This window comes from Fictibacillus sp. NRS-1165 (assembly GCF_050468105.1).
Classification (GTDB): Bacteria; Bacillota; Bacilli; order Bacillales; family Fictibacillaceae; genus Fictibacillus_C; species Fictibacillus_C terrinigri.
This window is the reverse complement of the sequence record NZ_JBDPNU010000021.1, coordinates 1-12,871: the sequence shown is the minus strand read 5'-3', so window position 1 is coordinate 12,871 and position 12,871 is coordinate 1. Positions and strand designations below refer to the sequence as shown.

10 protein-coding genes are annotated in these 12,871 nt (G+C 38.5%); 3 read left to right on the top strand and 7 right to left on the bottom strand.

Going from position 1 to position 12,871, the window contains the following annotated elements; genetic code table 11:
* Positions 1 to 14: 14 nt before the first annotated feature.
* Together sipW and tapA are read right to left on the bottom strand one after the other, a co-directional pair.
* Positions 15 to 584: a signal peptidase I SipW gene (gene sipW, locus ABHN01_RS08935; protein WP_429875236.1), complete on the bottom strand. Its 570-nt coding sequence runs from the start codon at positions 582 to 584 to the stop codon at positions 15 to 17.
* 16 nt (positions 585 to 600) lie between these two features.
* Positions 601 to 1,416 carry an amyloid fiber anchoring/assembly protein TapA gene (tapA, locus tag ABHN01_RS08930; RefSeq protein WP_429875235.1) on the bottom strand — a complete coding sequence of 272 codons (816 nt, stop codon included), beginning with the start codon at positions 1,414 to 1,416 and terminating at the stop codon, positions 601 to 603.
* 727 nt (positions 1,417 to 2,143) lie between these two features.
* Here tapA and ABHN01_RS08925 point away from each other — a divergent pair.
* Positions 2,144 to 3,163, top strand: a complete 1,020-nt coding sequence (locus ABHN01_RS08925) for an OmpL47-type beta-barrel domain-containing protein (RefSeq protein ID WP_429875234.1) — start codon at positions 2,144 to 2,146, stop codon at positions 3,161 to 3,163.
* Positions 3,164 to 3,715: 552 nt separating this feature from the next.
* Here ABHN01_RS08925 and ABHN01_RS08920 read toward each other — a convergent pair.
* From ABHN01_RS08920 to tnpA, 3 genes are all read right to left on the bottom strand, one after another.
* Positions 3,716 to 4,204: an RNA-guided endonuclease TnpB family protein gene (locus tag ABHN01_RS08920; RefSeq protein ID WP_429875319.1), complete on the bottom strand. Its 489-nt coding sequence runs from the start codon at positions 4,202 to 4,204 to the stop codon at positions 3,716 to 3,718.
* A 168-nt stretch (positions 4,205 to 4,372) separates the two neighbouring features.
* Positions 4,373 to 4,795 carry a helix-turn-helix domain-containing protein gene (locus tag ABHN01_RS08915; protein WP_429875233.1) on the bottom strand — a complete coding sequence of 141 codons (423 nt, stop codon included), beginning with the start codon at positions 4,793 to 4,795 and terminating at the stop codon, positions 4,373 to 4,375.
* A gap of 3 nt (positions 4,796 to 4,798) precedes the next feature.
* A complete protein-coding gene (gene tnpA / locus ABHN01_RS08910; RefSeq protein WP_429875232.1) occupies positions 4,799 to 5,203 on the bottom strand; it encodes an IS200/IS605 family transposase in 405 nt (134 codons plus the stop codon).
* Between the two features lie 331 nt (positions 5,204 to 5,534).
* Here tnpA and istA point away from each other — a divergent pair, with 331 nt between their 5' ends.
* Entirely contained in the window at positions 5,535 to 7,043 is a 1,509-nt protein-coding gene (gene istA, locus ABHN01_RS08905) for an IS21 family transposase (RefSeq protein WP_429875318.1), read from the top strand.
* Entirely contained in the window at positions 7,040 to 7,762 is a 723-nt protein-coding gene (gene istB / locus ABHN01_RS08900; RefSeq protein WP_429875231.1) for an IS21-like element helper ATPase IstB, read from the top strand. The genes istA and istB overlap by 4 nt, the downstream gene beginning before the upstream one ends.
* Positions 7,763 to 8,055: 293 nt before the next feature.
* On the opposite strand, the gene ABHN01_RS08895 is transcribed toward istB, so the two are convergent.
* Positions 8,056 to 12,354 (bottom strand): glycoside hydrolase family 66 protein, encoded by a 4,299-nt coding sequence (locus ABHN01_RS08895; protein WP_429875230.1) that lies wholly within the window; start codon positions 12,352 to 12,354, stop codon positions 8,056 to 8,058.
* 267 nt (positions 12,355 to 12,621) lie between these two features.
* Positions 12,622 to 12,871 (bottom strand): hypothetical protein (locus ABHN01_RS08890; RefSeq protein ID WP_429875229.1); only part of this gene is annotated, 250 nt, incomplete at its 5' end.

Below are 12,871 nucleotides of genomic sequence, written 5' to 3'. Positions count from 1 at the left end.
AGAATACAATCTCTTTAGCTATTAACAGGTGGCACTTGGTCCTTTTTGATGCCCTCAATTTCCCGTATGGCTTTCCAGATCGTAACGCCTGAATAAATCAAAAGTAGGAGGCCCGGAAGCACCAATAACAATGCAGCTCCCTCTTTGGATTGCGCAAAATTCATGAAATAGCCGATGTATGGGATAGTAAAGCCCTTATACTCCCCTACGACATTCGAGGGCAATACCGGTTCACGGTCTGGCGCATCATTGTTGTCACCTTTGGTCACAAATCGAAGACTTTTTCCTTTACCTTGAACCTCATCAATTCTATGGGTAATTAACTTATCCTCACTTGCCTTGAAGGTAATGACATCACCCTTTTGAAAACGGGTCATGTCTCCACCGGGTTTAATCGCGATAATCGATCCTGTATGAATCCCTGGTTCCATGGATCCTGATAATACGGTTTTCAATTGGTATCCGACGACCGTGGGTTCACCGCCGGACGCTTTCGATGAAATCACGACAAATGCCATAAACAATAAAGTAGCGAGCAGGGTAAAACTTATGATTCTACTAATCCACGCTTTTATTTTGATCAATGGTACTCACCTCAAATTATTTTGTATCGGTTTCTTGTGCCTTTATTGGCTCTGCCTCTGTGTTTTCCTTACCCTGTGGAGGTTCGGTCATTTTTTCAGCTTCCCCTGAAGGTTTTTCTTGGGTAGATGCTGGTGGTTCTTTTACTGGCGGTTCTTTTGTTGTTGGTTCTTTTGTTGTTGGTTCCTTTGCTGCTTCCTCTTTCTTTACTTCTTTACTGGGTGTGGACGATTCTTCTGTTTTAGACGCTGGTTTAGTGGATTGTACTGGTTTGCTGTCGTTTTTGGGAGGATCGTTCGGAACCGTCGGAGGAGCTTGCTTTTGCGCTTCGATTGACAATGGCTTGCTCCATAACGCTCGTTCTTCTTCTGCCTTTTTTTGATTGGGGTCTCCGTGATTTGGTCGTTGATATGATTTAAATATGTAATTTCCGACTTTTTCTGTTTTATATTCTAAGGTTACGAATTGACCACTTTTCAGCGCGGGAACCTTGCCTTCATCCACTTTTTGCCCGTCTTTCGGATTCCCTTTCTCACTCCACCACACTTCGTAGGCGACCGTTCCTGCCATATCTTCTCCCTTGTTGGTGATTTCTGCGGCTATTCTCGTGTTTTCTTGTACGATGTTGCCCGTAAAGGTTAACGAACTTCGATCCCACTGATCTTCGGTCGACCAGTGGCCAGCTTTTATCCTTTGGCTCACAGCGCCGGTGTCAGTAAAGTTCGCGTTGGTTGTTCCTAGACTATGTAGCAGTGTAAATGTCACCGTATAAAAAATAAGGCCAACTTTCATGGTCATGACATACACCCAGTTCTTTTTTCTGAACGTTCTCAATCGCTTTTTTCGAATGTTGACCCCTCCTTCAAAACGTAAAATAAAGGATAAAACAGGACTAATATCACGCTTTCTGCATCCGTTTTCGTTCTATCTGAAGAACACTATATGGCCATTATAGAGCTCCAATAGAATTATAAAAAGAACGAAAATCGATGGTTTTCGTTCTTTTTACCGCACATTATAACCATTATCTTCCTATATCGCGCATTCTCATAGCATTTCGTTTTTTCTGGCGAACAAATTCGTTCTTTAATTAATACCATCCGGTGTTTAAATCCTATGAAATTCCTACGATAAACAAGAGTAAAGAAGGATTAAAATTACATTTAAATCCAAATTTGATGATAAAAGCATTTACTAAGACATATGAATTTCGTATGATGTTTCTTAGTAAGAACGATTTCGTTCTTTATTAAGGAAAAGGAGGTGCCAAATGTAAGATTAATGGACATGGTTCGGCCGTTGCACTCCCTGTATAGGTATTTCCGTGCTTAATGAGGGAGGTTTTCAGCTTTTGAAACGAAAAACCAGTTGACCTCCTTTAGTCACCACAACCAGAGGCATTACACTTCAAGCTTTGTTCCAATAAGGAAGTGTATGTCGCAGCGGGCCGTTGATCGTTAAACAGGGCATACGTTTTTATTGCTTAGTAAGGTAAGTTTGACGATATCACGGTTTTCATTTGCGTACAGTACCACTATTTCAAACAATAGGAGATGGTAAGATGAACGCGAAAAAACTTATAGTTACTGGATTACTGTCAGGGATGCTGTTGGTTCCCACTACGGCTCTTGCTTCAAATGGCGCTGGTTCTGCCACCGATCCAACAGGTGAAAAAAATTCTCTAAGTAAGGTAGAAACAAGAGTGCAAACGACGAATACAGTGAGCGGGGATATTACTCCGATTTCTAAACCAACAGCGGACTATCTCAATTCTACGCGTAAGATTTCTCTTGCCAATCTAACCAATTATGGATCGTATGATTCCATTACTGACGGGACTCAGACGGTCACATTCAGCTCGTCCATGCAAAGACTCAAAGTCAATAATGGGTGGTCCTCTGATTGGGGACCAGATGTTGAAGAAAGAAGTCCGGATGTATTATTCTCTAATTATGCAAATCAATTGACATGGAACCTTGCTCAACCCGCAACCACCTTTGGTTTCGAGCTTGCTGCCAACCTTTATGGCAGTTTTAACTACACAGTGGATTACTTCTCTGGTACGGCATTAGTAGGAAGCTTGACTCAAAGCGGAAGAACTGATTTCTCGAATGGGGATATCAAAGTATTTGGGGCAACATCCAAAACTCCATTTGACCGTGTAGTAATTCGAAGTAACAGTGACACTCAGGGTTTTGCGGTGGCGCAAATTCGTTACAGTGCGGATAATGCAGCACCGGTGACGAATGCTACCCTAACCGTAGTAAAGAATCGCCTTAATGTGAAGCTATCTGCTAGTGATGATCTTTCTGGCGTAGAAAAAACGGAATATCGTATGAATGGTGGTGACTGGAAGACATATGAGGGTTCGATTTCTTTGAATTTTGATCAACAACTGCAGTTTAGGAGTATTGACGGTGCAAACAATACGGAAGCTACACATACTGTAGGCGTAGTAGAACATGGTTACCAATTGGAGAACGTCTATATCAATACGTCAGACGGGACAGTAGGACCATTTAATAGAACGCTAACCACTAAAGAACAGCTCATTAAATTCATCCTCAAGTTAAGTCACTAATTATAACCACTGAAAAACTGTAGTGGAAGATGACTTCTCTTTTACTTTTAAGTGGAGTCATCTTTTATCGTTACCTATGGTAATAAGTGAAAAATGAGATAAAAAATTTGCCGCACGAAATATTTGTTATGGAAGGATCTTAAAATGGAATGGGGAGATCTAGTTTTATATCAAGGGAAGAGCTATACCGTGATTTGGCGGTATGCCAACGGTATGTGTGAGATTCGAAGTACAAATCATGAAAAAGTAGAACTTGTGCATTTTTCCGAATTAACACGTAAGGGTACAATATAGCTATTGTTTTATCACAGTATAATAAGTGATACCTACTTGTGACTTGAGGACAGCTTTTATTAGTTTGTCCTTCTTTTTATTTTCTTTCAGAAGTTGCGATAATAAGATTCTTGAAGTATACCCTTTTGTGAACTACCCACCACTTTACACCCTTACGGGTTGTTTGAAGTGGGGGCTTCTTGGGAAGTAGACACTTTTACTAGCTATCTATATTTACCAAGCTATAAGGACAGTCCCTGCCCCTATGGAAGATACCATTTACATGGCTAGTTTTAGCAAGTTGATACTGGCATTTACATCTCTGTCATGATGGCTGTCACATTCTGAACAAGTCCATTCACGAAGGTTTAGATTTTTTACATCTTTGTTTTTATAACCGCAGCCAGAACATAATTGACTACTTGCATAATTCTTAGGTGCGATGATCAAATCACGACCTTTCCATACTGCTTTATAGTCAAGGTATTCTCTGAATTTAGACCAAGATACTTCACTGATGGCTTTGGCTAACTTATGATTTTTTTGCATATTCTTCACTTTCAAGTCCTCAATCACAATGACTTGGTTTTCGTTTGTGATTTCATTACTTATTTTGTGAAGAAAATCATTTCGTTGATTCGCAATCTTTTCATGGAGTTTAGCGACTTGCCATCTAATCTTATTGCGATTGCTTGAACCTTTCTTTTTGCGTGACAAAGAACGTTGAAAAAACGCTAATCTTTTCTCAACCATTTTGGATTTTCGTATTTCGTACCATTAGACAGTATGGCGAAGTCTTTCAAGCCAACATCAATACCGACCCTAGTATCCATCTTAGGGAATAACTGTTCATTTTCTTCCACCAAAACAGAAACAAAGTATTTACCTGTTGGTGCTTGGGAGATTGTCACTGACTTAATCAAACCTTGGAACAATCTATGCTGCTTGATTCGTACCATTTTTTTTTAACTTCGGTAGTTTGATATAACCATTCTCAATGTAGATTGTCCCTTTTTGGTTATTCGTTTTATAGCTGCAGTAATTATCCTTTTTGCTTTTGAATTTCGGAAACCCAACAGATTGATCACGAAAGAAATTAGCATAAGCCTTGTCTAGATTTAGCTGGGCATTAGCCAAAGCAAGACTATCCACTTCCTTTAGGAATGGAAATTCACTCTTATATTGTGCAGGCGTAGGATACTTGATAGATTTATCAATGCTTTCTTGAGATTCTTTATAAGAATTGATTCTATCAGCAAGCATTTTGTTATACACAAAACGTACACATCCAAAGGTTTTTGCAAAAAATAGGCGTTGTTCTTTATTTGGATAGATACGATATTTGTATGCTTTCAACATCTCCTACACTTCCTTTTTGCCTTGTGTTTCAATATATTGTTTTAGGATTTCTAATGGTGCACCACCCACTGTTAGTAAGAAATAGCTTTGAGACCAGAAGTATTCTTTCCATAGCTTCTGCCTAATCTTGGGGAATTCGTTTTTAATCTTTCGGGAACTAGCACTCTTATAAGCATTGATGAATTTAGATAGTTCTGTATTGGGTTTAGCTGTCATGAGAACGTGAACATGGTCAATATCGTGATTCCATTCTTTCACAGTAATATGATACTTCTCCCCAATATCTTCAAATATGGTTTTCAATCTAGTTGAGATCGTATCGTCAATTACTTTTCTTCGATACTTCACAACCATAATAAGGTGGTAGTTCAGTTTGAATACTGAATGATTATTTGTGTCTAGTTTCACTGTGTCACCTCTTACTATCATTATACGACTGAACAGTGAAAAGTACAAAAAAAGCCTTTAGCTATCGCCTAACCGAAATTCATCCCCTCCCTATCATGGCTTCGCCCACCCTTCACAGGATTGAGGAAGGGGAATTCTTTCGGAAGGCTGTTAAAACATTAACATTGTTTCCAATTTTATTAGATTCCTTTGTTTGTGGCATTCTAAAAATGTAGCGTTTGGCAGTTAATTTATGTAGCCCTTCAGGGCATAAAAAAAGCCTTGCCAACATCCTCATATCAACATACACTCCTTTTTGGGCAATTCAACAACAGGAGGTATGGATGAGGAGATGTTAGCAATGCCAGAAATTGATTATATCAGACACGAGGCAAATAGAAAAGGCAATGCCTATCGAGAGATTGCGAGAAAACTAGCATATGATCCAAGAACCGTAAAGAAGTATGCGGAGATGGAGGATTTTAGTCCGGAAATTAAACCGGTTCAGATACGTAGCGCAAAAGTGATGGATCCGGTGAAATCAATATTAGACACATGGATTCAAGAGGATTTCAAAAAGAAAAAGAAATTCAGACGAACAGCGAAACGCATGTATGAAATGTTGGTGGAGGATTATGAATTTAAAGGTTCTGACCGTTCTGTCCGGCATTATGTATCCAAGCAAAAGAACAAACTGGCAGAGGAAACAGAACAGGCCGCCTTGCCTTTAGAAGCGAAACCGGGTACCGCACAAGTAGACTTCGGAGAAGCACCCTTTCTACATAACGGACAGCAAGTGGTCCTTCCCTTTTTAGTGATGTCCTTCCCGTACAGTAATGCCTTTCTTTTTCAAGTCTTTCCGGCTCAAAATAAAGAGTGCTTCACAGAAGGCATGAAGCGAATGTTCCACTACATAGGCGGAGTGCCAAAAGCCATTCGGTTTGACAACCTTTCAGCCGCCGTCAAAAAGATATTTCCGCATGGAGAGCGTGAGCTAACAGAATCCTTTCAGAACTTCGTCCTTCACTATGGATTCACACCTGAGTTTTGTAATCCCGCCAGTGGCAATGAAAAAGGCCATGTCGAGGCCATGGTCAAATACACACGCAATAACTTCCTCATTCCAGAACTGTCCCTCCAAAATCTAGAGGACTTGAATCAAACCTTCTGGGTGAAGGCAGAGAAAGACCGGAATCGAAATCATTACCAGAAGGAAGAACTCATTGCCAAACTATATATGGCAGACCAAGAACAGTTCTTACAGCTCCCAGCAAAAGAGTTTGACTGTGTGCGTTATGAAGAGGTGAAGGCAGATAAGTACGGCTATGTTCGAATTGAAAACAAGATCTACTCCTCTTCCCCGCGCTTTGCCAAACAGAAGGTTTTGGCAAAGATCTCATACAACCAAGTGGCGTTATTGACCGATGATTTCAACTTGATTGTTAGCCATGAACGTTTGTATGGAGAGCAAAAACAATCGGTAAAATGGCAGCCTTATCTATCGCTGATGGCCAAACGGCCTATGGCAATCAAGTACACCGGGTTTTATGAGCAGCTTCCGAAGGAATGGCAGACGTATCTTGAGCAGTGTACGGTTCATGAGAAACAGCAAGCTCTCCAGCTTCTCTCTGTATTCTTGAAGGAACATGACTTTCAAACGCCTACAGAAGCGTTGCGTCTTGCCTCCGAGCGCGGTCATCCTTCGGTCGACTCCATTAAACAAATCTTCTATCAGCTTCTTAATGGGAGAGGGCAGCGAAAAGAAATTGATGTGCAGAAGTCTCTACCTGATGTTCCTTCTGCCGTTAGAGGGCTGTCCCATTATGATCATTTGATGGAAACAGGCGGTGACGCAGGATGAACCCACACATTCAAGAATACGCCAAACGCTTGAAGTTAAGCTGGACTCGGGAGCATTATCATGAGATTAAGGCGGAGAGTCACGAAGAGTATTTATTGCGGTTAATGGAACATGAAATTCAGCACCGTGAGGAACGAAAAACCAACCTTCTGCTTCAGCAGGCAACGCTGCCGAAGGTGGCCGGAATCCCGTTTGACTGGAAGGACATCAAGCTGGGGCAAGGTTTAACGAAAGATTATATTCTGCATGGCGGTTTTTTGGAGAATCAGGAAAACCTGATATTCTATGGCGGGGTTGGAACAGGAAAGACGTTTTTGGCCAGTCTAATTAGTCTTCACGCCATTCAGCAACAGGGAAAGAAAGTGAAATTCTATACGGCGGCATCCTTAGTGAATCAGCTCTTGGATGCCCACGAGAAAGGCTCGCTGAGCCGATTGTTCAAGCAGATTGAGAAACTGGATGTACTCGTCCTGGATGAATTGGGATATATTCCGCTTCATAAACAAGGAGCAGAACTCCTCTTTCAAGTCATCTCTATGTGTTACGAAGCAAAGAGCATGATCATTACAACCAATCTTCAATTTGGGCAATGGAACCATGTATTTGGCGATCCCATTTTAACAGAAGCTGTCATAGACCGCCTGATTCACCATTCACATCTGGTGGTGTTCAGTGGCGAAAGCCATCGTTACCGGGAATCGTTGCTTCAAACCAAGTAAAAATGGAATATAAGAGCGATGTTGGCAAGACAGCATTTTTAATTGCCATTTGATGCATTTTTATATTGCCAAATACAATTCCTTCAGAATATGTTGAAAAAATGTTGCGGTTGAGGAGTTAAGGGTGATGAATATGATGAAAGACATTCTGGAAATCTTTAAGGAAGAAATACACGAGAGTTACGAACGTTGTCCTGAATGTGACAGTACTGGAGAAATTGATGTCTCTATCACATAAAAAAGGATGCTCATGTTTTGAGCACCCTTTTTTATAAAAACTAAAAATTTTCCGTTTAATATTTAATCTTAGATGGCTTAATATCCCCAACTCCATCACGGTCAATTACAATCATTTCCCAATATTCTAAACTAGGAAGGTTAATGACTAATTCCTTGTCCTCCCATTGGTACTGAATTTCTTTTAATTGTCCTTTGTGCCGATCGGGACTCGCTGAATAAACCTTTAAGTTAGGTAATTCTTTTTCATTCTTGCCAATTGGGTATTTTATTTTTAAATCATTATACTTTTTCGGTTTTGCTGCTGCATTTCTCCAATTCGAATCATTATTTAATAGGTTAACGAGATGAACGACATCGTACTCTTCAAAGCCTTTATTGTTCTTATTATCCCTTACTATAGACCATATTGTGTTCTTCTCTCCATCTCTACTAATCACAAGTGGCTGACCTTCGTCTTCTACTTTAATCATCGTATCAGTCTCTTTACTATCGAATAGAAGATTTTCGTAAGCAGCGAAAAACTTGTAGTAGTCTTTCATTGATTCCTTTAAAGAACCGGTCATTTTTTTGCTTCGATTTGGGTAATATTCATGAGCTAACATATTTGGCCCTTCTTCATACTTCTCGGCTGTACCAATTTCAATATGTGTTGCCCCCATTGCAGCTAATCCAGCATCCATTAAGCGTACGGAAGGTTCGTCAAACAGTCCAATTGTCATGCGACGTAAATGAATGGACCCTTTCTGTCCCTCTTCCTGTTTTAATGTGAACTTATGTTTCCCTGGTTTTAAATGTGGTAAAACGACGTACCCATCTTCACTATATGAGTCAATATTTCCCGTGCGTTTAAATGTAACTGTATAAGGATTGCCTTTCTCATCTAGCAGTGGTTTTCCATCCACATAAATTGTCCGTACTGTATCTGCTCCTGCATTAGCATATGTGAAGATAAAACTAGTTTCTCCTTCGTCTTCTATATCTACATCAAATGTTACCTCGTCACCTACATGACCAAAATGTAATAGTGTATCTTTATAGATGTGCATAGGAGGAATGATACTCGCAGATTCTGAATGATACTTTTTATCTTCAATTTTGAGATAATCAAGCTTTACACCATCATCATCTAAGTTCTCGACTTTGATCGTGATCGTGTTTTTACCTTCTTTTAAAGAAATTCCTCCCATAGTAAGATCCTTCCATCCATCACTAGATGGGAAAATAATATTTTCTATTTTTTCATCATTTACATAGACTGAACGTTTTGCATCACGTTTTGAGGAAGCATCATTATTATATCTCCATGTCAATTCATACTTTCCTGCTTTTTGAGCATTAATATCAAAGGTTAAGAAATCCCCTTCATCATGGAAATCGTAAATGTGGCCAATAGTTGTTGAGATTCCATGACCTTCTGGAGCAAATGCAGCTTCTTCAACCTGATATTCCTCTTCCCCAACAAGTAAGCTATCTAAATTGATATATTCACCATTCGATGCTAATTCAAAAACTACTTCATGTTCACCAACAGGTACAGTAGCTTTTATAGATTTTTCAACCATTGCTCCATCCCAACCACCTGGTGTACTAGCAAATATGTTTTCAGAGATCGTCTTTCCATCAACATATGTGTTGTTTGAAGGAATTAATTCTCCATCAACATATATATTTACTTTAGGATTATTCGCAGTTCTATATTTAAAACGAAGAGTATTAGTCTCTTTTTCATTATTAACATTAAAAATGACTCGTTGACCCGCTTTGCCTAGATTGTTAGTAAATCCAGGAGATACGGAAACCTCGCTTGTTTTTGTTATAACAGGACTCCAGCCGATTTCAGCTTGTTCTCCTTCTATAACAGTATTATTTATTTCAAATTTGTCTACTTCAATTCCTGATTCAGATGTCTGATCTTCCATCTTCATCTGAACCTCATTCAATCCTTTATAAAGATAAATTTTGGTTTCGACTTTACTCCAGTTTTCTCCCTCTGTTTGTGGTAACGTTACTACACCCGCTTTTTTTCCATTAACTAGTAAGCTGCGTTTTGTTTCCTGACCAGAGTTCATATAGAAAATAGAGATCGGTACCTCTTTTGCAGTATCTGAATCCATTTTGAAAGAGATAAAATCTCCCTGTTGTTTAAAGTTGTTAATCTGTTTTGTTGATTTTTCCAATACAGGTTGCTGTGATGGTTCCCAACCAATTCTACCTTTTTCAGCTTGGTATCGTGTATCTCCAACTGTCATGTAATCTATCTTTGCACCAGTATCGTTTACATTTTCTACTTTTAGGACGACTTTATTTACACCTGCTATTAATGGTGTTTGAACGATTTCTGATTTTTCAAATGATTCCCATCCACCTGTTGGTTCGAACTTAATGGAATCACTGACAAGTTCATTATTAACGTACAAATGACGATTTACGGCCGTTCTTTCAACCCCATAGTTGAAGCTGATTGGATAGGTTCCTGCCTGAGCTGCATTTACTGTAAACTCAATAAAGTCTCCATCAGTTTCGAAATTATACACATGTCCATATTTATCAACTTTACAGCTGATTAGCTCAGCATCTTCAGCTTCATATTCTTTCTCAAAGGAGTCCCTTTTAACAACAATACTGTCTACATTTAACCAAAGATTATTAGTATTTAACTGTAGTTTAATTTCATTTGTACCTTTTTCCAAATGTAAGGATAGGTTTTTTACTGCAACTGGATTTCCCCATCCCGTTTTTTCATTAAAAGATATCGTGCTCTCAACGAGTTGATTATTCACTGATATTTTTCCTTCTGGACTACTACCATTATCATGTCCGTATTTGAGAGCTACATCATAAGTTCCTGATTCAGGTACATCAACCGTCCATATGATCTTATCTTCATCTTGTTTTCCAAAATCTCCAACCCAACCAGGAAGCTTTTGAACACGTGAGAAAAATTGCTCTGACTTAGGAACACCTTTTACATCTGCTACCTCATAGTGTTTTCCAGTTGCCTGCTTATAATTCATATAGCCAGCAATGACAACGGCTTTCCCGCCATTCGTTTTACGGGTTTCCTCAACAACATTTAATAGATCACGGTAATTATCTTTATCCTGCCAAATTTCACTATAATCAAAATCTGTTTTTGTTGAGGAAACAGGAACATCTTGATAACCTTCATTTCCACCAACCATATTAAACGTTACAAAATTCTTTTTCTCATTATTTTCTACTAAAGAATCTTTTACGGAATTAATAAGAGAATCATAGTCTTTAGAAAAATGGCGCTTATTACCATTATAATCATATAAATAATCATTATCGTGAAAGCCCCACTGATCAAGATGCATTCCGTCAAATCCAAATTCGTTTACACTTCTAACAAACTCTCTGTTAATATATTTTTGCCATTGTTTATTACCAGGGTCTTGGAGAAATAGACCCGTTGGAGGATTAACCCAATCAAAGTAAAAGCCTTCTTGATTTGCTAGTGACGGATTAGGAAACTGAGCATTCTTCTTATAGAGTCCCCATTCCCTTTTTATTCCGAATGCTTCATAATTTTCTCTAGCTGCATAGTTCATTTGATAGGCCATTGATGCTGCATTATATTTCTTAGCAGCATCAATTTGCTGTTTTACAGTTAAAGGAAAAAGATTGCGTCCTAATAAATCTTTATAGGAAGTATCTTTATTGATTTCTTCTGTAATAAAATTTCCATTTTCATCTAGAATTGGATTCCCATTTCGATCTGTCTTGGAATAAACGGATACATCATGCCGCCACATCCAATCATAGAATTGAAAACCATTTAAGTAGTACTCTTGTGTCAGTTGTTTCATCTTCTTTTCACTTTCGCGAACTGACTCTTGAGGGAATTCTGTTGTATACCCGTAGCGAGGAAACCGTGTCCAATCACTTGAGACATCAATTGCTGCTGTTACAATTTGATCAGAACCCGAAATGGAAGTTTTTACAAGATATCCGCGAAAATCCTGTTTGGGAGGTGTCCATTCTATTTCCAATCCTTTTACATTCTTTCTAACTTGAATATTCTTCTTTCCCTCGGCTACTTTTTCGTTTAAGTGAAAGACTTCTAGGTTAAGCTTCCCTTTCCAATCATTAGAAGAATCAAATAGTATAGACATCTTCACTTTTTCCCCTGGATTATACCTGGATTTATCTACTAAGAAAGCTTGAATCGGTTCAACTGGCAGCTGCTTTTTAATTGGTTGAATTTGTTTACTAGATATCTGCTGTCCTGTCGTTTGGGCTTTTGTTACAGGTGTTTGAGTGATTAATGTCAAGTTCAAGGCTACTAAACAAACAAGTGATAGCTTTCGTTTACTTTTATTAATTTTCATACCTTTCCTCCTCAAAAGATTAATAGTATGGTTGCATTTACAAAATCAATAACACTTCAAATGCGGTTTTATTTTCACATATATTACAATTTTATGTAACCGCTTACATTATAAAAAAGGTGTCTTATATTATGTTTGTTTGAAAGGTCATATAAAAAAGGCGGAAATCCGTATAAGGAGAATGCCATCTTTTCAATGAATAAGAAATATGTAATAGGAACAAATCAGATGAATAGTTCAATCTCTTACCCAAAAAAAACACTTATCTTATAAAAGATAAGCGCCCGGATGTTTATGACTGTCTGTTCTTGTTTTAAGGAGCACTTCTCCTTCTAAAAGAAATGCACCCGATCGTTTAAGAAACTTGTCTTTTTCCCATCTTAAAAAGACTATCAAAATTGTATGATCTCCATTATTAAAGGGTAAGAATAATTCATTTGTTCTTTCATCATAAAAAAACCATTTTATAAGATTGAAAATTCTTATCTGATCGAACCTGTCAAGGCCGGTTATAACT

What these genes read in the sequence shown, in the direction of transcription:
- ABHN01_RS08925 (WP_429875234.1), top strand. Translation starts at nt 2,144, where the DNA reads ATGAACGCGAAAAAACTTATAGTTACTGGATTACTGTCAGGGATGCTG.
- ABHN01_RS08915 (WP_429875233.1), bottom strand. Translation starts at nt 4,795, where the DNA reads ATGTTGAAAGCATACAAATATCGTATCTATCCAAATAAAGAACAACGC.
- istA (WP_429875318.1), top strand. Translation starts at nt 5,535, where the DNA reads ATGTTAGCAATGCCAGAAATTGATTATATCAGACACGAGGCAAATAGA.
- istB (WP_429875231.1), top strand. Translation starts at nt 7,040, where the DNA reads ATGAACCCACACATTCAAGAATACGCCAAACGCTTGAAGTTAAGCTGG.
- ABHN01_RS08895 (WP_429875230.1), bottom strand. Translation starts at nt 12,354, where the DNA reads ATGAAAATTAATAAAAGTAAACGAAAGCTATCACTTGTTTGTTTAGTA.